At 71.7% G+C, this 24,651-nt stretch carries 24 protein-coding genes and 1 tRNA gene; 8 read left to right on the forward strand and 17 right to left on the reverse strand.

Features of this window, described 5'->3' with window-relative positions:
* Positions 1-174: 174 nt before the first annotated feature.
* The 5 genes from ACH45E_RS28610 to ACH45E_RS28630 form a co-directional block, all read right to left on the reverse strand.
* The gene (locus ACH45E_RS28610; protein WP_361450519.1) at positions 175-1,815 is read right to left on the reverse strand and encodes a long-chain-fatty-acid--CoA ligase; all 1,641 of its coding nucleotides are present in this window, start codon (positions 1,813-1,815) and stop codon (positions 175-177) included.
* 40 nt (positions 1,816-1,855) lie between these two features.
* Entirely contained in the window at positions 1,856-2,317 is a 462-nt protein-coding gene (locus tag ACH45E_RS28615) for a DUF3592 domain-containing protein (protein WP_361450517.1), read from the reverse strand.
* Positions 2,318-2,423: 106 nt separating this feature from the next.
* Positions 2,424-3,029, reverse strand: a complete 606-nt coding sequence (locus tag ACH45E_RS28620; RefSeq protein ID WP_361450514.1) for a lytic polysaccharide monooxygenase — start codon at positions 3,027-3,029, stop codon at positions 2,424-2,426.
* 114 nt (positions 3,030-3,143) lie between these two features.
* The gene (locus ACH45E_RS28625; protein ID WP_361450511.1) at positions 3,144-4,214 is read right to left on the reverse strand and encodes an SPFH domain-containing protein; all 1,071 of its coding nucleotides are present in this window, start codon (positions 4,212-4,214) and stop codon (positions 3,144-3,146) included.
* Between the two features lie 36 nt (positions 4,215-4,250).
* A complete protein-coding gene (locus ACH45E_RS28630; RefSeq protein ID WP_361450760.1) occupies positions 4,251-5,585 on the reverse strand; it encodes a peptidoglycan-binding protein in 1,335 nt (444 codons plus the stop codon).
* Between the two features lie 259 nt (positions 5,586-5,844).
* On the opposite strand from ACH45E_RS28630, the gene ACH45E_RS28635 reads away from it, so the two are divergent.
* The 4 genes from ACH45E_RS28635 (at position 5,845) to ACH45E_RS28650 (ending at position 10,835) form a co-directional block, all read left to right on the forward strand.
* Positions 5,845-5,918: transfer RNA gene (locus ACH45E_RS28635), tRNA-Lys, on the forward strand.
* A gap of 66 nt (positions 5,919-5,984) precedes the next feature.
* Positions 5,985-6,674: a FadR/GntR family transcriptional regulator gene (locus tag ACH45E_RS28640; protein WP_361450508.1), complete on the forward strand. Its 690-nt coding sequence runs from the start codon at positions 5,985-5,987 to the stop codon at positions 6,672-6,674.
* Positions 6,675-6,939: 265 nt separating this feature from the next.
* Positions 6,940-8,901, forward strand: a complete 1,962-nt coding sequence (locus tag ACH45E_RS28645; RefSeq protein WP_361450505.1) for a glycosyltransferase family 2 protein — start codon at positions 6,940-6,942, stop codon at positions 8,899-8,901.
* Positions 8,898-10,835: a kelch motif-containing protein gene (locus ACH45E_RS28650; protein ID WP_361450502.1), complete on the forward strand. Its 1,938-nt coding sequence runs from the start codon at positions 8,898-8,900 to the stop codon at positions 10,833-10,835. Before ACH45E_RS28645 ends, ACH45E_RS28650 begins: the two co-directional genes overlap by 4 nt.
* 85 nt (positions 10,836-10,920) lie before the next feature.
* Here the strand turns inward: ACH45E_RS28650 and ACH45E_RS28655 are convergent, their stop codons facing one another.
* The 6 genes from ACH45E_RS28655 to ACH45E_RS28680 all read right to left on the reverse strand — a co-directional run bounded on the left by ACH45E_RS28655 (position 10,921) and on the right by ACH45E_RS28680 (position 16,980).
* Entirely contained in the window at positions 10,921-11,976 is a 1,056-nt protein-coding gene (locus ACH45E_RS28655; protein WP_361450499.1) for a glycoside hydrolase family 6 protein, read from the reverse strand.
* A gap of 307 nt (positions 11,977-12,283) precedes the next feature.
* On the reverse strand, positions 12,284-12,949 hold the full coding sequence (locus ACH45E_RS28660) for a class F sortase (RefSeq protein ID WP_361450496.1): 666 nt from the start codon (positions 12,947-12,949) through the stop codon (positions 12,284-12,286).
* An 11-nt stretch (positions 12,950-12,960) separates the two neighbouring features.
* Positions 12,961-13,401: a hypothetical protein gene (locus ACH45E_RS28665; protein WP_361450493.1), complete on the reverse strand. Its 441-nt coding sequence runs from the start codon at positions 13,399-13,401 to the stop codon at positions 12,961-12,963.
* 308 nt (positions 13,402-13,709) lie between these two features.
* Positions 13,710-14,489, reverse strand: a complete 780-nt coding sequence (locus tag ACH45E_RS28670) for an HAD-IIA family hydrolase (protein WP_361450490.1) — start codon at positions 14,487-14,489, stop codon at positions 13,710-13,712.
* Positions 14,490-14,586: 97 nt separating this feature from the next.
* Positions 14,587-15,489: a hypothetical protein gene (locus ACH45E_RS28675; RefSeq protein WP_361450487.1), complete on the reverse strand. Its 903-nt coding sequence runs from the start codon at positions 15,487-15,489 to the stop codon at positions 14,587-14,589.
* Between the two features lie 333 nt (positions 15,490-15,822).
* A complete protein-coding gene (locus ACH45E_RS28680; protein ID WP_399041728.1) occupies positions 15,823-16,980 on the reverse strand; it encodes an ROK family protein in 1,158 nt (385 codons plus the stop codon).
* 48 nt (positions 16,981-17,028) lie between these two features.
* Here ACH45E_RS28680 and ACH45E_RS28685 point away from each other — a divergent pair, with 48 nt between their 5' ends.
* The 3 genes from ACH45E_RS28685 (at position 17,029) to ACH45E_RS28695 (ending at position 19,556) form a co-directional block, all read left to right on the forward strand.
* Positions 17,029-18,102 (forward strand): Gfo/Idh/MocA family oxidoreductase, encoded by a 1,074-nt coding sequence (locus tag ACH45E_RS28685; protein ID WP_361450481.1) that lies wholly within the window; start codon positions 17,029-17,031, stop codon positions 18,100-18,102.
* Complete coding sequence (locus ACH45E_RS28690; RefSeq protein ID WP_361450478.1) at positions 18,099-18,605, forward strand: heme-degrading domain-containing protein; 507 nt, start codon at positions 18,099-18,101, stop codon at positions 18,603-18,605. Before ACH45E_RS28685 ends, ACH45E_RS28690 begins: the two co-directional genes overlap by 4 nt.
* Before the next feature lie 81 nt (positions 18,606-18,686).
* Positions 18,687-19,556 carry an LLM class F420-dependent oxidoreductase gene (locus tag ACH45E_RS28695; protein ID WP_361450475.1) on the forward strand — a complete coding sequence of 290 codons (870 nt, stop codon included), beginning with the start codon at positions 18,687-18,689 and terminating at the stop codon, positions 19,554-19,556.
* A gap of 22 nt (positions 19,557-19,578) precedes the next feature.
* Here the strand turns inward: ACH45E_RS28695 and ACH45E_RS28700 are convergent, their stop codons facing one another.
* The 4 genes from ACH45E_RS28700 to ACH45E_RS28715 all read right to left on the reverse strand — a co-directional run bounded on the left by ACH45E_RS28700 (position 19,579) and on the right by ACH45E_RS28715 (position 22,241).
* Complete coding sequence (locus ACH45E_RS28700; protein WP_361450472.1) at positions 19,579-20,436, reverse strand: fumarylacetoacetate hydrolase family protein; 858 nt, start codon at positions 20,434-20,436, stop codon at positions 19,579-19,581.
* Positions 20,437-20,561: 125 nt separating this feature from the next.
* A complete protein-coding gene (locus ACH45E_RS28705) occupies positions 20,562-21,272 on the reverse strand; it encodes a YidC/Oxa1 family membrane protein insertase (protein WP_361450469.1) in 711 nt (236 codons plus the stop codon).
* A gap of 99 nt (positions 21,273-21,371) precedes the next feature.
* Complete coding sequence (locus ACH45E_RS28710; protein ID WP_361450467.1) at positions 21,372-21,683, reverse strand: DUF6412 domain-containing protein; 312 nt, start codon at positions 21,681-21,683, stop codon at positions 21,372-21,374.
* Positions 21,684-21,713: 30 nt separating this feature from the next.
* Complete coding sequence (locus tag ACH45E_RS28715; RefSeq protein ID WP_361450464.1) at positions 21,714-22,241, reverse strand: helix-turn-helix domain-containing protein; 528 nt, start codon at positions 22,239-22,241, stop codon at positions 21,714-21,716.
* 117 nt (positions 22,242-22,358) lie between these two features.
* On the opposite strand from ACH45E_RS28715, the gene ACH45E_RS28720 reads away from it, so the two are divergent.
* Entirely contained in the window at positions 22,359-23,801 is a 1,443-nt protein-coding gene (locus ACH45E_RS28720; protein ID WP_361450461.1) for an MFS transporter, read from the forward strand.
* 25 nt (positions 23,802-23,826) lie between these two features.
* On the opposite strand, the gene ACH45E_RS28725 is transcribed toward ACH45E_RS28720, so the two are convergent.
* Together ACH45E_RS28725 and ACH45E_RS28730 are read right to left on the reverse strand one after the other, a co-directional pair.
* On the reverse strand, positions 23,827-24,150 hold the full coding sequence (locus ACH45E_RS28725; RefSeq protein WP_361450458.1) for a hypothetical protein: 324 nt from the start codon (positions 24,148-24,150) through the stop codon (positions 23,827-23,829).
* Entirely contained in the window at positions 24,140-24,637 is a 498-nt protein-coding gene (locus ACH45E_RS28730; RefSeq protein WP_361450455.1) for an Imm50 family immunity protein, read from the reverse strand. Before ACH45E_RS28730 ends, ACH45E_RS28725 begins: the two co-directional genes overlap by 11 nt.
* Positions 24,638-24,651 lie beyond the last annotated feature (14 nt).

The raw sequence follows: 24,651 nt of genomic DNA on the forward strand, positions 1-24,651 counted from the left end.
CCCGCACCGGAAACCCTCCCGCCTGAGCCCGGCACGCTGGATCTTGTTCGTGGCGGTCACCGGCATCCGCTCCACCACCCGGACGAAACGGGGCGCCGCCGTCGTGTCTGCGCGGCTTCGCCGCGCGCAGTGGGGGCTCCGCCACCCACACCCCCGCGCCCACTCGGCCGGGGCTCACCGGCCGAGCAGCCCCTCCCGCCCCCGCACCCGGTACTCCTCGACCAGCGCGGCCCTGTCCCCCGCCGTCAGCCTCCGGTACGCGCACTCCCCCGGCGGCCACCACCACACCGGATCCCCGCACCGGAAACCCTCCCGCCTGAGCCCGGCACGCTGGATCTTGTTCGTGGCGGTCACCGGCATCCGCTCCACCACCCGGACGAAACGGGGCGCCATCTTCGTGCCCAGGTCGGGCTGGGCGAGCAGGAACTCGGCGAAGGCCGGCGGGTCGAAGTGCCCGGCCAGGGTCGCCATCACCAGGTCCCCGGCCACCGGGTCCGGCACCGCGTACACGGCGACAGCCGTGGCGCCCTCGTACCGGGCCAGGATGTTCTCGATCATCGCGGCGGCCAGGTTCTCGCTGTCGACGCGGAGGCGGTCGTCGGTGCGGCCGGCGAAGTAGAGGTAGCCGTCGGAGTCCCGGCAGAAGAGGTCGCCCGTCCAGTACGCGCCGTCCCGGCGGCGCTCGGCATCCGCCTCGGCGTTGCGCCAGTAGCCCTCGAACGGGTTCGGCCCCCGGTTGACCAGCTCACCTATGGCCTCGTCCCCGTTGACCAGCCGCCCCGCGGAGTCGAAGCGAGCCGGCGGGCACTCCTCACCCGTGTCCGGATCGAGCACCACCAGCCCCGGTGCCGCCCGTCCCACCGCGCCGGACGGCGTGCCCGGCGACCACTGGACCGCGGCGCCGCCCTCGGAGGAGCCGTAGCCCTCCACCAGCCGCACCCCGAACCGCCGCTCGAAGGCCGCCGCGTCCACCGCCCCGGCCTCCGTGCCGAAGCCGAGGCGCAGCGGGTTGTCCCGGTCGTCGGGGCGCGGCTCGGTGGCCAGGACGTACTGCACCGCCCGGCCGACGTAGGTGAAGTACGTCGCCCGGTACCGGCGCACGTCCGCCAGGAACCCGGACGCCGAGAACCGCCGTCTGAGCGCCACCCCGGCCCCGGCCATCAGCGCGGGCGCCCAGTCGGCGATCACCGCGTTGCCGTGGAACATCGGCATGCAGATGTAGTGCACGTCGTCCGGGCGGACCCCGAACTGCGCGGCGAGGGAGCCCCCGGCGGCGGCCAGGCGGCCCTGGGAGCAGATCGCGGCCTTGGGGGCGCCGGTGGAGCCGGAGGTGAAGTAGAGGAGCAGCCGGTCCTCCCGGGTGGCGCGGCCGGGGTCCGGTACGGCGCCGGCGTACGGGGCGAGCAGGGCCTCGTACTCCGGGGTGCCGGTGACCAGGACAGGTATGCCGGACAGGTCGAGGCCGTCGAGGAGACGGAGGTGGGCCCGCTCGGTGACCAGGACCGGGCACTCGGCGTGCAGGATGTCCCGGGCCAGCTCGGGGCCCCGGCGGGTGGGGTTGATCCCCGCGACCGCCGCGCCGGCCAGCGCGGCGGCGCCCAGCCACAGCGGGAACTCAGGGGTGTTGTCGAGCAGCACCCCGACGTGCGGTTCGGCGCGCGGCGGCAGCAGGTCGGCCAGGAGGGCGGCGCGGGCGGCGGCCCCGGCCGCGACCGCGTGGTGGGTCAGCACCCGCTCCTCGAACCACAGCCCCGGCCGGTGGTCACCCCACCGCGCCGCGATCAGCTCGGCGACCGTGCGCTCACTGGAGTTCATGGACACGCACGGTAATTGACACATCGTCAGATGTGGAGGCCTACGGCATCAGGCCGTCCGACTCCGCGAAGACGAAATGGGCGAGGAAGATGAACCCGACGCAGCCTGCGATGAACACGCCGAAGAAGGCCAGCATGCAGCCGGTGCTCGCGGCGAGCTTGCCGCGTGCGGGGGCGTGCGCCGTGGCCTTCTCAGGACGGTCCGGCAGGTAATGGACGGTCACGAAGTCGCCCTCGAGGGTGGTCGCGGGGCCGTTCGTCTCGTCGAATCGAACCGTGCGTCCGTCGTGGGTCGTGAACTCGTAGACGTGGTGCATCGTGGTGGTCACGGATGTGTCCCCGCCACCACTGGTCGTGGTGTACGACCGCAGACACCGCGCCTCGGCCGTGAGGCCACTGTTCCAGGCGTTGCTGATCTGCCGGGAACGACCGATCAGCCGGATCGCGATGGATGCGACGAACGCGATCATGACAAGGGGTATGACGTAGAACAGGGCTTCCATGGGATCCCCCGAGATGCGTGCGCCGGTCCGAATGATCGGCGTGGCGGGAACGTATCCCGCCCGCCGGCGCACGCGCCTCAAGAGAACCTCTGAACCTGAGCGGCGGTCAGAAGGTGACGTCCGAGCAGGCGTAGAACGCGTTGCCCGTGTCGGCGATCGTCCATACCGCGAGGATGACGTGATGTCCGCTCAGCCCGGTCGGCAGGGTGCCGCTGTGGCTGAGGGTGGCGGGCGGGCGCTGGCCGCCGTAGGGGACCGTGAGGAACGGGGTGGTGTTGAGGTCCGAGCGGGACAGGGCGTGGTTCTGGTTCCAGCCCTGCTTGGTGACGTAGTACTTGAAGTCGGTCGTGGCGTGCATGGCGGTGAGCTGCCAGCGGAAGGTGTAGCTCTGACCGCCGTTCACCTTCGTCGTCGGCCAGGCCGCGCCGGACGGCGTCCTGGGCGAGCTGAGCTGGGCGAACCGGCTGAGGCCGCCGCTGCAGAGCTGGCCGTCCGCCGGACCGGCCGCGGGGAAGCCCTTCGGGCCCTCGACGCTCTGCGGCTCCCACTGGATGTCGCCGCAGTTCGTCACCGTGCCGTTCTGGCAGAGCTTCTGCCTGCTGATGGGGAGATCGGTGTAGCCGTGACCGCTCGCACCGCCGGTGGAGAGCACGAAGGCTCCGGCGGTGGCGAGGCCCAGCACGGCTGCGGACACCTTGGTCTGTGTGCGCATGCTGCCGCTCCTGGAGAACGTGGGGGAGTTCGGTGAGCTGTGCAGGTCTAGACCAAGTGTCAGATTATTGCCGCTCCTTGAACATGTCCATACCAATCGCGGCCCGGGTTTCCCTTACACACCCGGCTGCGGCCGCCCCACGCAGAACGCCACCGTCAGGTCCCGCACCAGCGACTTGCGTTCGTAGTCGTCGAGGTCGACGAGCCCCCGCACGGTCAGCCGGGTCACCGTGTCCTCGACCGAGTCGACGACCGAGGTGAGCATGCGGGACCGCTGCTGGGCGTCCAGCGCGGCGATCCGCCGGCGCTGCATCACGGCGGCGACCTCGGGCGCGTACTCGACCCGGACCGGCCGCACGGAGAACACCTCCAGGCCGACGGCCGCCGCGTCCGCCGCCACCAGCCGGGTCAGCGCCTCGCCCGCCGCCGCCACGAACACCCGCCCGCCGTCCGGCACCTCCACCGGCACCCGGGCCAGGGCCGCCTCCACACACTCCCGCAGATACGTCTCGTGGTCGTCCACGCCGAGACAGGCCCGCGCCGTGTCCCGCACCCGCCACACCACGAGGACCACCACGCGCAGCGCCACCCCGTTGCCGTCACCGGCCGGCATCGACTCGCTGCGCCAGTGCCGCAGCCGTACGTCGACCCGGTGCCGCCGGGTCAGCGGGTTGACCCACAGCAGGCCGGTGCGGCGAACCGTTCCTCCGTAGCGGCCGAACAGCCCGAGCACCCAGGCCCGCCCGGTCCGGCCCCGGGTGAGACCGCCGAAGCCCAGCAGCCCGAGCGCCCCGGCCCCGGCGTACGCCGCCCACTGGGCCGGACCCGCCCCCGCCCACCACGAGGTGGCCAGGCAGCCGGCGATCCCGCAGGTTCCGGCGAGCACCCCCGCGGCTCCGGGCAGGGCCCGGGCCGGCCGCTCGACGAGTTCGGGGTCGGCCGAGGGCACCGGCCGCGCCCCGGCCGGCCCGGGCGGCCGGCCCACCAGCCGCGGCTGCTCGCCCGTGCCCTGCCGGCGGCCCACCACGGCCGGCCGCAGTGGCACCGGCGCCGGGTCGGGGTCGTCGCGGAAGAGCAGGTGGACGGGGATCTCGGTGGTGGCCTCGTTGTGGATCAGCCGGGCGGGTCTCGGCGTTTCCCCGGCGGGCCCCTCGGAATCGGACGTGTGCTCAGTGGTCGTGCTCATACGTGCCTCCAGCCTCCGCGCCAGACGCTTCAACGGTTACGAGAACAGCCGCCGCCAGGTCTCCGGTCCCGGGTAGCCGTCCGCGGCGCCGCCCCGCCAGCCCTGGGCGCGCTGGAAGGCCTCGACGGCCCGCCGGTCCGCCTCGCTCCAGCGCGAGTGGGGACCGTCGGGGTAGTACCGGCCGAACCCCTTCTTCACCAGTTGCCGTCCGAGCCGCTCGACGTACGGGTTGTCCGCCCCCGGGCGGAACAGGTTCCGGCCCGGATAGCCGGCGACGCCGTGCGAGTCGGGAGCGCCGGGCGCGATGTCCTTGCCCTTGCCGGTCGCCAGCAGCTCCCAGGTGCGCGGTCCGGGCAACCCGTCCGCGCCCGCGCCCGTCCAGCCCTGGGCGAGCTGGAAGGCCCGGGTCGCCCGCCGGACCGCCTCGGTCCAGCGCGGGCCGGGCTCCTGGGGGTAGTACGCCCCGGCGCCCCGGGCGACCAGCATCCGGCCGAGCTGGGTGACGTACTTGTTGTCGGCGCCCGGCCCGAAGTACACCGCCCCCGGGAAAGGGGCCGGCGCCGCGTCGGCGGACGTGGGGGCCGCGTCGCCCGGCTTCGAGTCGGCCGTCGAGTCCGCCGCGGCGGTGGTCACCCCTTTGTAGCGGTAGGGGACGTACTTGTCGGAGTTGGTCCAGTAGGCGTACGGGGTCGCCTGGCGGCGGGCGTGCGGGGGTGTCTGCTCGTAGGCGGTGTAGTTGGTGTGCGTGTAGTCGGTCCAGCCGCCGAAGAGGACGACGTGCGAGCCCTTCTCCGGGTCGGAGGGGTTGTGGAAGAGCAGCATGTCGCCGGGTTGCAGCTCCTCCTTGGTGATCTTCACGCCGTACTGGTCGAGGCTGCCGGTCCATTCGTTGCTGCCGAGGTTCCAGGCCATCGAGACATAACCCGAGCAGTCCTGCCGGTAACCGTCGGACCAGTACTCGGTCATGCTGTACGGCACCTGCGCGGTGACCCAGGTCTTGGCCCGGTCGATGATCGCCGTGCGGGTGGTGGCGGGCGGGTTGGCCGGATCGGTGGGCTCGGCCGGCTTGCCGCCGGGGCCGTGCAGCGGGGTCTTGGCGCCCTGCGGGGTGCCGGGTACGTCGCCGTCCGCCGGGGCGTGGGGCCCGCCGGGCCGGTCCGGGGCGGGCGCGCCGGCGAGGGCGGCGGCCGGGTGGCCCGCGCCGACGGCGGCGGCGGACGCGGCGGCGGCCACGACCAGGGCCCGGCGGGCCGCCGGGTGACCGCCGAACCGGCCGGTCGGGGCCGAGAGGCGCGGGCGCCGCCACTGGGCGCATCCAGGGCAGTCGCAGTCGCTCTCGGGGTCGACGTCCTCGAATACCGGAGCCACCATGCGATCTGCCTCACGTTCCGGGTAGATGTCCGGGTAGATGGCCGGGGCGACCTCCGAGTCGACTCCCGGGGTGAAATGTCCGCGTCTGTGCACATTGATCAGTTTCCCAATTGTCGTCAGGGTGCGCATGCTGACGGTCCGAATGTCGTACCCGGCACTCACCCGACCGGGGACACCCGACGCCCCCTGCTGCGCCCACCGGGCGCCCCGGTGGTCCGGAGCACCCTTCGAGGTCGGGTAGAGTTAACGACGTCAGCAGGCGCCGCTAGCTCAGTTGGTTAGAGCAGCTGACTCTTAATCAGCGGGTCCGGGGTTCGAGTCCCTGGCGGCGCACGATGACGATGGGTCTCTCGTACGAACGAGGGGCCCATCTTCTGTTTGGCCGGATACCCTCTGGCCATGGCAGCCCGAGACCTCCAGGAGCGGATCAAGAAGCTCATCGTCGACCGCAGGCTGCCCTCCGGGGCCCCGCTGCCGACCGAGCCCGAGCTGATGGAGCTCCTCGGCGCCAGCCGGAACTCCGTGCGGGAGGCCCTGAAGGCGCTCCAGGCGATGGGCATCGTCGAGATCCGGCACGGCTTCGGCACCTATGTCGGCCCCATGTCCTTCGCCCCCCTCATCGAGGGCCTCGCCTTCCGCACGGTCGCCGGGCACTACCGGGGCGAGGACTCCCTGCTCCAGTTGCTCGAGCTGCGCGAGGCGGTGGAGACCGGCCTGGTCTCCCGGCTGGCCGGGCGGCTGCCGGAGGCCGACCTGGCGGAGCTGGACCGGCTGGTCGACCGCATGGAACAGCAGGCCGAGCAGGGCGCCGGCCTCGCGGAGACCGACCGCGCGTTTCACGCCACCCTCTACCGGGGGCTGGACAACACGCTGCTGAGCGAGGTGCTCGAGGCGTTCTGGGACGCCTTCCACCGCGTCCAGCAGGACCTGGTGGAGGTGCCGCAGGACCCCCGGACCACCTGCCGCCAGCACCGGGAGATCCTGGACGCGGTGCGCTCAGGCGACTCCATAAGGGCGGAACGAGCGATACGGGACCACTTCGGCAACATTCGCGCACGCCTGTCCCCCGTGGCCGTACTAGACCGGTGAGCTCCGCACTGCGCGACTTGCGATCATGCTGGACAGCATAGAACCCTGGCGGTCCAACATGCCGCCGATTCGCGGTAGTTGGGGGGCGAGTAGCCGGTTGCGGGGGCTACGGGATGAGGGGTCCCGTTAGTGAACGGATGCCGAGGGGGGCGTCCGGCGACCGGAATGTCACGGTTCCCTGTGCCCGGGGAGTGGAAGACATGGTGACTGCGGCTCACCAGGACCGAACAAACACGCGCTGAACTTGCGTGTGGGGGGATGACTCATGACGTCGACGCCGACGGGCGCCCGGCACACTCACGAATCGTCACACAGTGCACACGATCGATCACAAAGCGGTCTTCTGAGGGGGCCATCGCACCGGACCACGAAGACCTTGCCGAGGTACGACTACGAGCACTACAGCCGGCTCGCCGGTCCCCTCACCCAGCCGGACCCGGACAAGCCCTACCGGGTGCGCTACCGCTCACTGCTCTCGCAGGAGCCGCACCGCGTCCGGGCCGCACTCATGCTGGGCGCGGCACCGCTGCTCTCGCTGGTCCTGCTGACCTGGCTGCTCCAGCCCGGCCACTGGACCGAACGCGACTACCCGGCCTACGGCTTCCTGCCGGCGCTGGATGTGGTGATGCTGGTCTCGATCGGTCTGATCGAGCTGTTCCGCTGCATGAACGTGCTGTCCAACGCGCACGCCACCCTGGTGGCCCGCGACCCGGTCCCGGTGGTGCCCGAGACCGGCACCCGGGTCGCCTTCATCACCACCTTCGTGCCCGGCAAGGAACCGCTGGAGATGGTGACCGGGACCCTGGAGGCGGCCGTTCGGCTGCGCCACCGGGGTGTCCTGCACGTCTGGCTGCTCGACGAGGGCGACGACCCGGAGGTGAAGGCGGTCTGCGCGCGCCTGGGCGTGCACCACTTCACCCGCAAGGGCGTCGAGCGCTGGAACCGGCCCACGGGCCCGCACCGTGCCAAGACCAAGCACGGCAACTACAACGCCTGGCTGGAGGCGCACGGCGACAGCTACGACTTCTTCGCCTCCGTCGACACCGACCACGTGCCGCTGCCCAACTACCTGGAGCGGATGCTCGGTTACTTCCGCGACCCGGACGTCGGCTTCGTCATCGGCCCGCAGGTGTACGGCAACTACGACAACTTCGTCACCAAGGCCGCCGAGTCGCAGCAGTTCCTCTTCCACGCGCTCATCCAGCGGGCGGGCAACCGGTACGGCGCCCCGATGTTCGTCGGCACGTCGAACGCCGTGCGCATAAGGGCGATCAAGCAGATCGGCGGCCTGTACGACTCGATCACCGAGGACATGGCCACCGGCTTCGAGATGCACCGCGCCGAGAACCCGGCCACGGGCCGCACGTGGCGGTCCGTGTACACCCCGGACGTGCTCGCGGTCGGCGAGGGCCCGAACGCCTGGACGGACTTCTTCACCCAGCAGCTGCGCTGGTCGCGGGGGACGTACGAGACGATCCTCAAGCAGTACTGGAAGGGCTTCTTCTCGATGCCCCCGGGCAAGCTCTTCAACTACACGATGATGATCATCTTCTATCCGATGTCCGCCCTCAACTGGATCCTGGCGGCGCTGAGTTGCGCCCTGTTCCTGGGCCTGGGCGCCTCGGGTGTGAACATCGACCCGACCGTGTGGCTGATGCTCTACGGCAACGCCTCCGCGCTGCAGATAGGCCTGTACATCTGGAACCGGCGGCACAACGTCTCCCCGCACGAGCCGGAGGGGTCCGGCGGTGTCGCGGGCATGGTGATGTCGGCGCTGTCGGCACCGGTCTACGCCCGCTCGCTGATGGACGCCGTGCTGCGCCGCAAGAGCAGGTTCGTGGTGACCCCGAAGGGCGAGTCGGCCAGCCCCGACACGCTGTTCGGGACCTTCCGGATCCACTGGTTCTTCATACTGGTCTTCGCCGGTTCGCTCGCCGCCGGCTTCGTCTTCGGCCACTCGCACCCGGCGATGATCACCTGGGCCTCCTTCGCCCTGCTGATCACGGCCTCGCCGGTCTTCGCATGGCGGTACACGCTGCGGCGGGAGAGAAAACGGCCCGCCGCCACCGGCACCGGCACCGATGCCATGAGCGGCACCAATGCCACCAGCGGCCCTGATGCCGAGGTCGGCTCTGATACCGCCGTCGGCCCGGGTGCCCCTCCGGGGCCGGCCGAGCCCGAGCCGCAGGACGCCGTGCCCGCGGGACTTGGGGGACGTGAGAAATGAACGACAGTGCCGGCCTCCGCCGGGCCCGTCGGTTCGCGATCGGCACGGCGGCGGTGCTCGCGCTGGCCGGGATGAACGGGCCGTGGGTGTACCGCGTCGGGAGCGAGGAGTACCACCAGTACAAGATCAACAGACCCCGGTACAAGGCCGAGAACGGCCACTGGGACATCGTCCAGTTCCCCGAGGAGTACCGCCAGGACACCATCCACGCGGCGCTCCTGCACACCGGCAAGGTCCTTCTGGTCGCCGGCTCGGGCAACAACCAGAAGAACTTCGACAAGAAGCGGTTCGACACCCGGGTCTGGGACCCCGTCAAGGGCACGATCAAGAAGATCCCCACCCCCAAGGACCTGTTCTGCACCGGCCACACCCAGCTGGCCAACGGCAACCTGCTGATCGCGGGCGGTACGAAGCGGTACGAGAAGCTCAAGGGCGACGTCACCAAGGCCGGCGGCCTGATGATCGTCCACAACGAGAACCCGGACAAGCCGATCACGCTGCCCGCGGGCACGAGGTTCACCGGCAGGGAGAACGGCAGGACGTTCGTCTCCAAGGACCCGGTGCTGGTCCCGAGGGCGAAGAAGGTCTTCGACAAGAAGACCGGGAAGTACCTGCGCAACGACCCCGGCCTCGGCCGGATCTACGTCGAGGCGCAGCGCAGCGGCACCAGGTACGAGACGGGCACCCAGGACAACTACCGTATCCGGGGTCTGACCGGCCTCGACGCCCGCAACACCTACGGCATCGCGCAGAAGCTGGCCCTCGACAAGAAGGACTTCCAGGGGATCCGGGACGCCTTCGAGTTCGACCCGGTCGCCGAGAGGTACATCAAGGTCGACCCGATGAACGAGGCCCGCTGGTACCCGACGCTCACCACCCTGAGCGACGGCAAGGTCCTCAGCGTCTCCGGCCTCGACGACATCGGCCAGCTCGTCCCCGGGAAGAACGAGATCTTCGACCCCGGCACCAGGAAGTGGTCCTACACCGGGAAGATCCGGCAGTTCCCGACCTATCCGGCGCTGTTCCTGCTGCAGAACGGGAAGATCTTCTACTCGGGGTCCAACGCGGGCTACGGGCCGGACGACGTCGGCCGTGACCCGGGCGTCTGGGACGTGAGCAGCAACAGGTTCACCAAGCTGCCCGGGCTGAGCGACCCGGACCGGATGGAGACCTCCGGCACGGTGCTGCTGCCGCCGGCGCAGGACGAGAAGTTCCTGGTGATCGGGGGCGGCGGGGTCGGCGAGTCCAAGCTGTCCAGCAGGAGGACCCGGCTGATCGACCTGAAGGCCGCCGGCCCGAGGTTCAGGGAGGGGCCGTCGCTGGAGAAGGGCACCCGGTATCCGCAGTCCTCGATCCTGCCCGACGACACCGTGCTGGTGTCGGGCGGCTCCGAGGACTACCGGGGCCGCGGCGACTCCGACATCCGCCAGGCGCGGCTCTACCACCCGGACAGCAACAGCTTCACCCGGGTCGCCGACCCGCTGGTGGGCCGCAACTACCACTCCGGGTCGGTCCTGCTGCCCGACGGCCGCGTGATGTTCTTCGGCTCCGACTCGCTGTACGGGGACCGGGCCGGCACCAAGCCCGGCACGTTCGAGCAGCGGATCGAGATCTACACCCCGCCGTATCTCTACCGGGGGTCGCGGCCGGCGCTCGGCGGGGGCCCGCGGACCATCGCGCGGGGTGCATCGGGGACGTTCACCTCGCGGGACGCGGCGCGTATCAGGAAGGTGCGGTTGATCCGGCCCAGCGCCTCGACGCATGTGACGGACGTGGACCAGCGGTCCGTCGCGCTGGACTTCAAGGCGTCCGGGGACAGGATCACGGTGACCGTGCCGAAGAACCGGAACCTGGTGCAGTCGGGGTGGTACATGCTGTTCGTGGACGACGAGCACGGGACGCCCAGCAAGGCGCAGTGGGTCAAGGTGCCGTAGCGGCACGGTGGTACGGCGGTGAGCCTGTGGGGCCCCTCCCGGTCGGGAGGGGACCCACAGGCCCTCCTGTTCATCGCGGCCCGGGCTACTTGCTGGCTTTCGCGAGCCGCAACGCGTAACTCGCCCACCAGTCACCGGCTTTCGGGCCGCCCTTGCAGGTTCCGTCCGACTCCCCCGGACGCTTCACCCACAGGTAGGCGTCCACCAGCGGGTCCGCCGTACTGGTCGTCGGCGTGTCCCCCAGGGCCCGGCCCGGCGGATTGCACCACCGTTCGGCCGGATCGCCGCCCGTGTACGGGCCGTTGCCGTTGCGGCTGGTGTCGATGACGAAGTGCTTGCCGCCCACCTTGGCGGAGAGCTGCTTGCCGTAGGTGATGGAGTCCCGGGTGGAGTAGAAGTTGGCGACGTTGACGGCGAACCCGTCGGCCCGGTCGATGCCCGCCCGCCGGAGGGGCTCGTGGATCTGGTCGGGGCGGCCCCACCCGGCGTTCCCGGCGTCCAGGTACACTTTCGTGTTCTTCAGGGACTTGAGCCTGGTCACGGCGCTCTTGAGGAGGAAGTAGCGCTCCTCGCGGTACCGGGCCGGGGTGCAGCCGTCCACCAGGTGCAGGACGGCGTCGGGTTCCACGATCACCGTCGCGGCGCGGTCGCCGATGCCCCGGGCGACGGCGTCGATCCAGGCCCGGTAGGCGTCGCCGTCGGCGGCCCCTCCGCTCGAGTACTGGCCGCAGTCGCGGTGCGGGATGTCGTAGAGGACGAGCAGGGCCGTACGGTCGGACCTCTCGGCGGCCTCGGTGAAGCCCCGGGCCTCCCGCTCGGGGTTCTCGGGGCCGATCCACTCGGCGGTCGGCTGCTCGGCCATCTTCCTGATCTGCTCGGCGGCGGCCTTGTCGCCGTCGTTCACGTAGGCGGCGACCTGCCGGGCCGCGTTCCCGTCCGGGTTCACCCAGAACGGGTCGGCGCCCTTGGGCTGTTGGGTGATCACGGGACTACGGGCGTCCCCCTTGCCCCCTCCCCCTGATGCTCCGCCGGCCGAACACCCGGCGACCGATAACGCCACCCCCAGCAACACCGCCGACGCCCCGGCCCGTACCGAGGACAGGGCCCGTACCGAAGACCGGGCCCCCCAGCTGTCGTACATCCAATTCCCCCCTGGTACACGGTATTTCAGGTGGCAATCGTGACATATCCGCCGTGCCGGTCACGCGGTCGTACGAGGATGTCGAGGATGCCGGGGAGCAGTTACCGACTCCCTCTAGGCCAACGGTGCCCCTCCGCCCTAGAGTCGTGCCCGCCGGCCCCAGCCCCGGCCGCCGGTTCACCCACCGTGGTCTTCCAGACCTCCCGTGCAGTACGCCGGGTCACTCCCGCAGCCCGCGCGCGCACGGTCGAGGACCAGTCCGGTCGGCGGCCTCCGGGGGAGCGGGCCGCCGACCGGGCCAGGTGGCTCAGGGCCCGGTCCCCGTCAGATACGCCGACACCACCACGTTCGCGGTGTAGCTGCGGCTCGCCCGGTCGAAGGTGCCGCCGCAGGTGATCAGCCGCAGTTCCGCGCGGCCCGACTCGCGGGGGCCGTAGGCCTGCTGAGCGTCGAAACGGTCGCGGGACAGGACCCGGACGTCGTCCACCGTGAACTCGGCGACCCGGCCGTCGCTGCGGACCACCCGCACCGTCTCCCCCGGCCGCAGCGCGCTGATCCGGTAGAAGACGGCGGGCCGGGTCTCGGTGTCCACGTGCCCCACCATCAGCGCGGTCCCGGCCGCCCCGGGCTTCACCCCGGCCGCGTACCAGCCCACCACGCCGGCCTGGTCGAACGGCGGCGGATCGATCGCGCCCTGCCCATCCAGGCCACGGGCCACCACCGGCGCCTGCACACCGAGGTCGGGAATGTCGATGCGCTGCGGCAGCGCCTCGCCCAACGGCCGGGCGGCGGGCGGCAGTCCGGACCCGTCAGGGCGTCCCACGGCGGCCACGTCGCCGGTGGCGGACCCTGATGTCCCGGCGGGTACGTCGGTCACCTCGCGGCCCCACAGCCACAGCCCGATCAGCAGCAGCGCCCAGGTCACACCGGCCAGCAGCCGGCCGGTGCCGGAGGCGGGCTCGTCATCGGACATCACCGGCCGCCTCACCGCGTGCCGCGGCTCCGGCGGGCACCGAGCAGCCCGACGGCGACCGAGGCGATACCGGCGAGGACCAGACCGGTCACCGCGTGGGCGGTACCGGGAGCGGCAGGACGGGCCTCCGCCGAGGCGAGGCGGGCGGTTCCGCCGCCGCCCGCGTGGACGGGGGCGACGGGCGAGGCGGGGGCAGCGGGCTGCCCCGAGGCCCTCGCGGGACCGACGGTGATACTGCCGCCCACCACATGGTCGGCGCAGGTGACCCGCACGCCGTGCGAGCCGGGCTTCAGCGAGGTGCGGATCCGGGTCTCGCCGGTGACCGTGCCGTCGGCGCCGGTCAGTCGGGCGTTCGCGACGAACGCGTCCGAGACGGCGGTGCCGGTCGCCCCGGAGCAGCCGCTCACCCGGAGCGTCACGTCGGTGCCGGGGGCGGGGGACGACGGGGCCACCGAAAGCCCGGCAGCACCGTCCGCCGCGAATGCCGCCGGGGCGAACGCGACGGCGGCGAGGAGTCCGGCACAGAGAGTACGGAGAGTGCGGAGAGTGCGGGGAGTGCGGGGAGTGCGGGGAGTGAGACGCGCTGAGCCCATCGTGAAACCTCCAGGAATATCTGGAGGCTGCCCCGTCCGGCGCCCCTCCGCATCCTCGGGGGGCGCCGTGTTGCTCCGTACGGAGTAGGACCTTCCGCAGGGCGTTCAGTCGGGCTTTCAGTCGGGCTTTCAGTCGGGCTTTCAGTCGGGCTTTTTCAGTTGGGCCTTCAGACCCGGTCGACGAGGTCCGCGATGGAGTCGACCACCTTGGACGGCCGGTACGGGAAGGACTCGACCTGCTCGGGCCGGGTCAGACCGGTGAGCACCAGGAACGTCTGCATCCCGGCCTCCATGCCGGCCAGGACGTCGGTGTCCATGCGGTCGCCGATCATCGCGCTGGTCTCGGAGTGGGCGCCGATGGTGTTCAGGCCGGTGCGCATCATCAGCGGGTTCGGCTTGCCGGCGAAGTACGGCTTCTTGCCCGTCGCCTTGGTGATCAGCGCGGCGACGGCACCGGTCGCGGGCAGCGGACCCTCGGTGGAGGGGCCGGTCTCGTCCGGGTTGGTGCAGATGAAGCGGGCGCCGCCGTTGATCAGGCGTACGGCCTTGGTCATGGCCTCGAAGGAGTAGGTGCGGGTCTCGCCGAGGACCACGTAGTCGGGCTCGTGGTCGGTCAGGATGTAGCCGATGTCGTGCAGCGCGGTGGTCAGCCCCGCCTCGCCTATCACATACGCCGAGCCGCAGGGCCGCTGGTCGTCCAGGAACTTGGCGGTGGCCAGCGCCGACGTCCAGATGTTCTCGATCGGCACGTCCAGGCCCATGCGGACGAGCCGCGCGTGCAGGTCGCGCGGGGTGTAGATCGAGTTGTTGGTCAGCACCAGGAAGGGCTTCCCGGACTCGCGCAGCTTCTTCAGGAAGGCATCGGCGCCGGGGATCGGCACGCCCTCATGGATGAGCACTCCGTCCATGTCGGTGAGCCAGGACTCGATGGGCTTGCGGTCTGCCATGGGCCGTCTCCTGCCGTACAGGGTGCTGCGTGGGCCCCAGCCTAAACACACCTCCGATCTTGCGGGAACGGCCTGCTCACTGTGTGGTCGCCGGACCTCAGCGCTTCCGCCGCGCGAGCAGCAGCACCCCGCCGGCGATGAGCAGCAGGGCGGTGGCCGCGAGCGCGCCGTAGGGGGTGCCGAGGCCGGTGCGGGCGAGTTCGTCGGCGAAGGGGAGGTCGCTGAGGGGGGCGGGGGGCGGGGGTGAGAGGGACGGGGAAGGGGACAGCGAGGGGGAGGGCGAGGAGGCGGAGAACGGCGCGGAGGCGGAGGAGGCGGAGGACGGCGCGGAGGCGGAGGAGGGGGAGGACGGCGCGGAGGCGGAGGAGGGGGAGACGGCGAGGCCTGGAATCGGAGTGAGGGCGAGGGGCGGCATGGCGGTGGTGCCGGTGCTGGCGGCGGACGGCTCGGGGGCGGGCTCGCTGTCGATCCCGAACCGGTAGTCGCCGGACTCGCCCAGCCACTCGCCGTCGTCACCCCGCCGTTCCACGACGGCGGCCTTGGCGGTGACCTGGTTCGGTACGGCGTCGGAGGTGACCGTGAGCCTGACCTTCACGGAGACGGTCCTGCCCGGGCCCACGGCGAACCCCGGGAACCCGTCGTCGAACGCCCCCACCAGCTCGGCCTCGTCGGTGCTCTCGAAGTGGACCGGGTGGGCGCGCGAACCGTCGTAGAACTCCATCCGGGCCTGCTCGGGCTTCAGGGCCCGCTTCTCGTCGACGAGCACGACGACCGGGTGTACGGCGGTGCAGGCGCGGTCGGTGGTGTTGGTGAGGTCGATGTACCAGGTGCCGAATCCCCCGCCGGCCTCGTACGACGTGGGCCCCCCGTGAATCCGGGCCCCCAGCGGAAAGTCCCGCCCCTCGGACCCGGCATCGGCACAGTCCAGACCGACCTCCCGCCCGTGCGCCGCCCCCACGGGCCCGAGAACGACGGCGGCGAGGCAGAAGGCCAGGGGCATACACAGTCGCATAACCACATAACCCACCCACCCCAAACCCCCCACAAACGACCCAGCCCAGCCCCAGCCCCCGAACAGCCGCCCACTACCGCCCGTTCAGCCCCGACCTCACACAGCTGCGGGCAGTCATGCCGCGAGCCCACGTAGCTGCGGGCAGTCGTGCCGCTGGGGCGGCACGGGTGGGCGCAGCGGCACCCCGTAAGCGCCGGGCCGCGCGACCCCCACCCCAGCTGCAACCCCGCGCGCCTTACCAACCCCGGCCCAGCAAATCCCGCAGCAACCCCGGGCCCCCACCAACCCCGCCCCAGCAAGCCCCCCGCCAAAAACAAACCGTCACCCATCCACCCGCCCGAACAACGCCCCCAACAACAACTGCGCCGCCCCCTCAGCCACCCCCCACCCCCCCTCGCCGAAGGCAACCCGCACGGGCACCCCCACCGCCCCCTCCCGCCGGGCCCGCTCCCCCAGCACCGCCCCGACCCCGTCGACGAAGACCTCCGGCGCCCCCTCCACCGTCCGCCCACCCAACAGCACCGCGTCGATGTCGAGCAGCCCCACCAGATTCGCCGCCCCCGCCCCGAGCACCCGCGCCGCCGCCCCCAGCTCGCCACGCCCCACGGCCCCGAGGCACAGCACCTCGACGCACCCCCGATTCCCGCACCCGCACAAGGGCCCGTCGAGCTGGATCACCTGATGCCCGAACTCCCCGGCCCCCGTCCGCGCCCCCCGGTGCACCCTCCCCCCGATCACCAGCCCGGCCCCCAGCCCCGTACCGAGATGCAGATACGCGAAGGAGCCGCCAGAACCCAAGCCCTCGGCACCCCCGCCCCGCCCCCACACCCGCACCGCCAACCCCAGCGCAGCCGCGTTCGTGTCCTTGTCGACCACCACCGGCACCCCCAGCCGCCCGGCCAGCACCTCCCGCAGCGGAAACCCGTCCCACTCCGGAAACCCGGTGACCCGGCGCAGTACACCCCGCACGTGATCGAGCGGCCCGGGCAGCGCGACCCCGGCCCCCAGCACGGACGCCCCCGACTCGGACAGCAACTCCCCCACCTGCCCGGCCACGGCCTCCACGACCGCCTCGGCCCCGCCCCCCGGCCGGAGGTCGAGCGGCACCCGGCGCCCGGTCACCACGGCCCCCGTCAGATCGCACAGCACCACCCGCAGCTCGTCCCGGTCGAGGTGCACCCCCACCGCGTGCCCGGCCCCCGGCACCAGCCGCAGCACGGTCCGCGGCTTCCCCCCGGTGGACGCCCGCCGCCCGGCCTCCACCGCTAGCCCCTCCTCGCGCAACCGTGCGGTGATCTTGCTGACGGCCTGCGGGGTCAGCCCGGTCCGCTCGGCCAGCTCCAGCCTGCTGATCCCCTCGGTCCCGGCGGTACGCAGCAGATCCAGCACCAGCGCGGTGTTGTGGCTGCGCACCGCGAGCAGGTTCGCCCCCGCCGGCCCGCCGCTCCTCGTCCTGTTCACGCGATTCACGCGTCCCATTCTCCCCACCGCTTGCACTTTGGCAACAGCGTTGCGAAAGTGGGAGGCATGACTGGAACTGGTACCCCTGCCCGCGTCGGCCTCATCGGCTACGGCCTCGCGGGCTCCGTCTTCCACGCCCCGCTGGTCGCCGCCACCGAGGGCCTCACGCTCGACACGGTGGTCACCTCGAACCCCGAACGGCAGGAGCAGGCGAGGGCCGAGTTCCCGGACGTCCGCATCGCCGCCGCCCCCGATGAACTGTTCGACCGCGCCGACGAGCTGGACCTGATCGTCATCGCCTCCCCGAACAGGACGCACGTCCCGCTGGCCACCACCGCCCTCAAGGCGGGCCTGCCGGTGGTCGTGGACAAGCCGGTCGCCGGCACGGCCGCCGAGGCACGGGACCTCGCCGCCCTCGCCGAGGAGCGCGGCCTGCTGCTGTCGGTCTTCCAGAACCGCCGCTGGGACAACGACTTCCTCACCCTGCGGGGACTCCTGGACGAGGGCGAACTGGGCGACGCCTGGCGGTTCGAGTCCCGCTTCGAGCGCTGGCGCCCGCAGCCCAAGGGCGGCTGGCGCGAGTCCGGCGACCCGGCAGAGATCGGAGGTCTGCTGTACGACCTCGGCAGCCATGTCGTCGACCAGGCCCTCGTCCTGTTCGGCCCGGCCACCCAGGTGTACGCCGAGACGGACATCCGCCGCCCCGGCGCCGAGACCGACGACGACACCTTCATCGCGCTGACCCACGCGAGCGGCGTCCGCTCCCACCTCCACGTCTCCGCCACCACCGCCCAGCTCGGCCCCCGCTTCCGCGTACTGGGCTCGCGCGCGGGCTATGTGAAGTACGGCCTGGACCCGCAGGAGGCTGCCCTGCGGGAGGGGCAGCGGCCCGGCCCCGGCTGGGGTGAGGAAGCCGAGTCGCTGTGGGGCCGCGTCGGCGCCGGTGAGTCCCCGCTGTCCGGCGGCGGCAACCCCGTACCGACCCTGGCCGGCGACTACCCCGCCTACTACACATCCGTGGCAGCTGCCCTCACCGGCGCCGGCCCCAACCCGGTGACCGCGCTGGAGGCGGCCGCCACCCTGGACGTACTGGAGGCGGCCCGGCGCTCGGCCCGCGACGGTGTGGCGGTGGCACTGTGACCGACCACCCGCGCATCACCCCGAGGTTCGCCCCCGAACTCACCCCTTCGGTCGAGGAACTGGAGGCTCAGGAGCGCCGGCTGGTCTTCCGCCGGTTCACCCACGAGGACGCCTGGACCCTGGGCTCCCTCCTGGTGGACCTGGCCAGGGAGCGCCAGGCCCCGGTGGCCATCGACATCCACCGCTCCGGCCAGCAGCTCTTCCACGCCGCCCTGCCCGGCTCGACCCCCGACAACGACGCCTGGATCGCCCGCAAGCGCCGTGTCGTGGAGCGCTACGGCTCCGCGTCGTACCTGGTCGGCGCCCGCTTCCGGGCCAAGGGCACGACGTTCGAGGAGTCCTCCCGCCTCGACCCCGACACCTACGCCGCCCACGGCGGTTCGTTCCCGATCAACGTCGAGGGCGTCGGCGTGATCGGCACCGTGACCGTGTCCGGGCTGCCGCAGTTGCAGGACCACCGGTTCGTGGTGGAGGCGCTGGAGCAGTTCCTGGGCCGGGATTAACTGGACGCCCCCTCCGGTTGGCACCGTCACCGGGGCCGCCACGGCACCGGCAGAACACCCGACCGGAGGGAGCAGAACCCGATGAGCGTCGCTGCACTGAAGGAGACCGTCGGACGGTACGGCATCTGGAGCGTCGGCCTCCGCTCGGAGGACCCCGCCCGGCGCGGTGAACTGGGCGAGGCCGCCGCGGAGCTGGAGGAACTCGGCTACGGAGCCGTGTGGCTGGGCGGCAGCAGCGCCGCCCACCACGCTGTACCGCTCCTCGAGGCCACCGGCACCCTCGTCGTCGGCACCAGCATCCAGAGCATCTGGCAGTACGAGGCCCAGGCGAGCGCGGCGGGCTTCGCCGAGGTGGACTCGGCCCACCCCGGCCGCTTCCTCCTCGGCCTGGGCGTCAGCCACGCCAAGCTCGCCGACCAGTACCGCCGCCCGTACTCGGCGCTGGTCTCCTACCTCGACGCCCTCGACGAGGCCCACGTGCCCGCCGGGCGCCGCGTACTGGCCGCCCTCGGCCCGAAGACCCTCGAGCTGTCCCGCGACCGGGCGGCGGGCGCGGTGCCGTACCTGGTCACGGCCGAACACACCGCGCAGGCCCGCGAAACCCTGGGCGCGGGCCCCCTGCTGGCCCCCGAGCTCAAGGTCGTCCTGGAGACCGACCCGTCCCGCGCCCGCGCCCTGGCCCGCGAGAGCCTCGCCATGTACCTGGCCCTCCCGAACTACACCAACAACTTCCTCCGCCACGGCTTCACCGAGGACGACCTGGCCGACGGCGGCAGCGACCGCCTGGTCGACGCGGTGTTCGCCTGGGGCGACGAGACCCGCATCCGCGAGCGGATCAGCACCTTCCAGCAGGCGGGCGCGGACCACATCGCCCTCCAAGTGGTGGACGGAGGCCCGAGGGACGGCCTCCAGCGGGAGGGCTGGCGCAGGCTGGCCGAGCTGCTGGCCTGACATCCGCCCGAGATCCGAGGGGCTAGGCCGACTTGAACTCCTGGCGCTGGCGCCCGAGCCCCTCGATCTCCAGCTCCACGACATCCCCGGCCCGCAGGAACGGCTTGGGCTCGGGCCGCCCCAGCGCGACCCCCGCCGGCGTACCCGTGTTGATCACATCCCCGGGATACAGGGTCATGAACTGACTGACGTACCGCACGACTTCAGCGACGGGGAAGATCTGCTCGGCGGTGTTCCCGTCCTGCTTGATCTCCCCGTTCACCCACAACCTCAGCGCCAGCGCCTGTGGATCGGGCACCTCGTCCGCCGTCACCAGCCACGGCCCCAGCGGGTTGAACGTCTCGCAGTTCTTCCCCTTGTCCCAGGTCCCGCCCCGCTCTATCTGGAACTCCCGCTCGGACACGTCGTGCGCCACCGCGTACCCGGCGACATGCGCGAGCGCCTCCTCGTGCGACCCCAGATAGCGGGCGGTGCGCCCAATCACGACCGCGAGCTCCACCTCCCAGTCGGTCTTGGTGGACCCGCGCGGGACGAGCACGGTGTCGTAGGGGCCGACCACCGTGTCCGCGGCCTTGAAGAAGATGACCGGCTCGGCGGGCGGCTCGGCCCCGGTCTCACGGGCGTGGTCGTGGTAGTTGAGCCCGATGCACACGATCTTGCCGATCCGCCCCAGCGGCGCCCCGACCCGCAGCCCGGTCGCGTCCAGCACGGGCAGCTCCCCGGCATCGGCGGCGGCCCTGATCCGGCCGAGCGCGGCGTCGTCGGCGAGCAGCGCCCCGTCGATGTCCGGCACGATCCCCGACAGGTCCCGCAGGTCCCCCTCGGCGTCCAGCAGCGCGGGCCGCTCCGTCCCCGCCGTACCGACTCGCAGCAGCTTCATGGTCACCATCTCCCTCGATCGCGGGCGCCCGCCCGATGTGTGCAGTCATCGGAGGACTGGTCGATACTCCAAGCCGGATGTCCAGTCCGCAAGACCCTGTTCACGAACTGGACCATCAGGGACCGTCAGCGATACAGCGCCGCCCGCTCCACCGCGCTCCACGCCGTACTGGTCACCACGTACAGAGCGGCGGCCAACGGCACCACGGCGACCGTGACGAGAGTGAAGAAGGACATGAACGGCATGACCTTGTTGACCGCGCCGAGGCCGGGAACCTGCTCGCCGTCCCCGACGGCGACCGGGTTCTTCACCATCGTCTGCTTTGTACGGCGGTAGTTGAACAGGGCGACGGCGGTGACGACCACGAAGAGCCCGAGGTAGACCAGGCCGGCCGCGCCGAACACCCCTCCGTGGCCCAGCGCGTCCGCCCAACGCCCGCCGAGCGGCGCGGCGAACAGCTGGTGCGTCAGCAGCCCGTTGACCTCCCCGCCGACCGTCGAGTTGGAGAACAGATGGTAGAGGAGGAAGAAGGCGGGCAGCTGGAGCAGGCTGGGCAGGCAGCCGGACAGCGGCGACACCTTCTCCTCGGCGTGCAGTTCGAGGATCGCCTTCTGCAGCTTCTCCGGGTTCTTCCGGTGTCTCTTCCGCAACTCGGCGACCTTCGGCTGGAGCTCGGCCCGAGCGCGCTGCCCGCGCGCGGCGGCCCGGGAGAGGGGATGGACGAGGAGTCGTACGAGCGCGGTGAACAGGACGATCGCGGCAGCCGCCGCGGAGGCGTGGAAGAGAGGCAGGAGCAGGTCGGCGAGCTGCTCGACGAGATGCGCGAAAACGGACATGGGTGAGCCCTCCGTGGGTCACGTCGTGCCGGAATGAAGACGGGCATGGCGGCATGACGACCCGCGCGGGGTCACGGACGGGGATGGCGCGTGTTCGCCCTACGCGGTGGTCGTCGCGAGGGTGTGCCCGGGTGCCCGGGGCCGGCGGCGGCCCGGGCCGTCCGGGTCACGCTGCGGCAGGAACGCCGTACGCCGAGCCCGGTCACGTATGGCCGTACGTATTCGCGTGGGCGGCACGGCGGGCGCGCAGCGCGCGGCCACGAGGGAACAGGCGGCGAGCGCGGCCCCGGCCGCGGCGGTCGCGGCGAGCGCGACGGTGGTGGAGAGGCTGCCGGTGTCCAGCAGCGCGACGGAGAGCAGGAAGAGCAGGAGGGTTACAGCAGGGCGTGCGGTGATCCAGTAACGCGCCATCGACCCTCCCCCCTTACGATCCTCGTTCGATTATGCCTGTTCGGTCTCGATGGGCTGCAAAAGCCGCTTGGGCTTGAGCAGCGCCCGGCTGACCGGGTCGGCCGGGTCCGGGTCGAGTCCGGGACCCGGTGTCACGAGAACGTCCGGGACCGGCACGGAAGTTCCGCATGCGGGACATTCGCCGTACGGCCCGAGTTCCGTACCGCAGTCCGCGTGCCGGTAGCACCGCAGCTGGGTCTCCATGAGCTGCTCGCGCCCCCAGAGGGCGAGCGCGCGCAGCGCGGGCCAGAGCGCGACGCCGCGCTCGGTGAGGACGTACTCGTCCCGGGGCGGCGACTCCTGGTACCGGCGCTTCTCGAGGATCCCCTCCTCCGTCAGCGTCCGCAGCCGGGCCGACAGGACGGCGCGCGGGATGCCGAGGTGGACGAGGAAGTCGTTGTAGCGCCGGACGCCGTAGATCGCATCGCGGACGACGAGGAGCGTCCACCGCTCGCCGACGACCTCCAGCGCGCGGGCGATCGAGCACTCCTGCGTCGCGTAGTCCTTGCCCAGTGCCATGCGATCCACTGTATCCATTTTCCGAAGCATTGATTCAATGACCGAACCCAGGGTGCTACGGTCGGGACTGCAGGCAGGTTCAGTGAACGAACTCACCAAGCCCGGAAGAGGCCAGCCATGACTCACCCGGACACCCCCACCACCGACGCACCCCCGCGAACAACGACGACAGCGAAGCCGGCGACGACAGCGACGACATCCACAACACCCCCGCACGCCGAGTCACCCCCACACTCCCGGGCCACCCTGGCCCTGACCAGCGTCGCGACGGCGGTGGCCCTGATGACGTACACGGCCCCGATGGTCACACTCCCGGACACGGCGGCCGCCCTGCACACCCCCCTCTCCGCCCAGGCCTGGCTCCTCAACGGCACGCCGCTCGGCCTGGCGGCCCTGCTCCTGGTGGCCGGCAGCCTGGCCGACGACTACGGCCGCCGCCGGATCTTCCTGTCCGGCACCCTGGCCCTCGGCCTGACCACGGCCGTCGGCGGCCTCGCGACCTCCACCTGGGCCTTCACCGTGGCCCGCGTCGCCCAGGGCGCGGCCAGTGCGGCGATCCTGGCGAGCAGCCTGGGCCTGCTGGTGACAGCCTTCCCGACCGCCCGGGGCCGCCTCCACGCGACCGGCGTGTGGGGCGCGTTCGTCAGCGGCGGCATAGCGGCCGGCCCACTGGTGGCCGGGTCGCTTCCGTCCTGGCGGGTGGCGTACGGCGTCCTGGGCGCGGCGGCGCTGGCAGTGGCCGCCCTGGGCATGGGACGACTGTCCGAGTCACGCGCACCCAGGGACGGCCGCCCCGACGTCCTTGGCGCCCTGACCTTCGGACTGGCCCTGGTCGCCCTGGTGGCCGCGCTGACGCTGGGCCGGGACGGCTGGCTGCGGGCGCCGGTGGGGCTGCTGCTGGCGGCGACGGTGGCGCTGCTGGGCCTGTTCGCGGTCGTGGAGCAGCGGGTGTCGAAGACCCCGATGATCGACCTGAGCCTGCTCCGCCATCCCCGTTTCCTGGGATCCTCCGCCGGCGGCCTGTTCACGGGGCTGGCCGTGATCGGCCTGTTCAGCTTCCTCCCGGCACTGCTCCAGCAGACGCTCGGCCTCTCCGCCATGGACACGGCCTGGCTGTTCCTGCTCTGGTCCGGCATGTCCTTCCTGGTCGCCCTCCAGGCGAAGCGCCTCGCGGGCCGGGTGCCACCGCGCCGCCAACTGGCGGCCGGCTTCCTCCTCCACGCGGTGGGCGCCCTGTCGATGCTGGGCGCGATCGGCGCGGGGTCCTGGCCGCGCCTGCTGCCGGGCCTGATCCTCGGCGGCGTGGGCAGCGGCCTGCTGAACGCGGCGCTCCCCCTGCTGGCCGTGGAATCGGTACCGACGGCACGTGCGGCGATGGGCTCGGGAGCCCAGCAGACCTTCCGCTACATCGGCTCGTGCGCGGGCGTGGCCCTGACCATCGCCCTGGCCACGTCGTCCGGCGAGGGCCTGGCGCAGGGCGCGAACGTGGCGATGGTGGTGTCGGCGGGTCTGGCCGTGGCGGGGGCGGCGACTGTGACGGTGGCTCGCGGGCGGGAGTGAAGGGCGGCTCGGCGGGTGCGCCGGATCAGCGACTCCCCACCAGATAGGTACGGCTCTTGCCCAAGCGGACAGCGGCAGCCCGAAAGGTGATCCCGGAACGAGGCTCACCCAGGACGACATCAAACCCCTCGCCCTCACGGACGGACACCCGGACGCCTTTCGCTTCCTCCGCACCCCACCCTGCGACCGTCAACCCACGCACCCCCGTGAAAACGACGTGGAACTCAAAACCCTCAACCTCCTCCACCTTCTCGAACCCCAAGGTCACCGAGTCCCCACGCTCGTCGATGTGCACGTAGAAGATCCCGTACCCACCGGCTTCCACCAGTTCCAGCCAGTCACCGCTCATAGAAGGTCTTCTCCTCCGTCCCGGGAAGCGACCGATACCGCCGCGCGTCGACCTCGCCCACGAACAGATGCCGCCCACCGTCCGCCCCATCACCCCCGCCCCTGAACGCACTCACATGCCGCAGGGTCACGAACTCACCGCACTCGAACCGCAAGCACACCCCGCTGCCGTCCACAGCCACCCGCATACGCCGCTCGCTCCCGAACGGAGCGAACTCGATGCCACCGACAGCAGGCGGGTCCCATTCGCTGAGGGAGATACCCTCCACCGCCAGAAACTCCAGCTGACACTGCACGGTGTCCATCCCCTCCTCGACCCACTCCGGTGGCGGGAACCGGGGAAAGGACGGCAGATCGACGCGCAACGTCAGCGTGGGACCCCGCCAGTTCAGATTGAGAGACCGGATCCGGACACCACCGCCCGGCTGCTCAGGAACCTCGCCGTAGAGGACCAGGAGCGCTTCCGGGTTCACCAGACGCTCGGCCACACCCCTCATCTGTC

Source organism: Streptomyces sp. NPDC020299 (assembly GCF_044387825.1).
GTDB lineage: Bacteria > Actinomycetota > Actinomycetes > Streptomycetales > Streptomycetaceae > Streptomyces.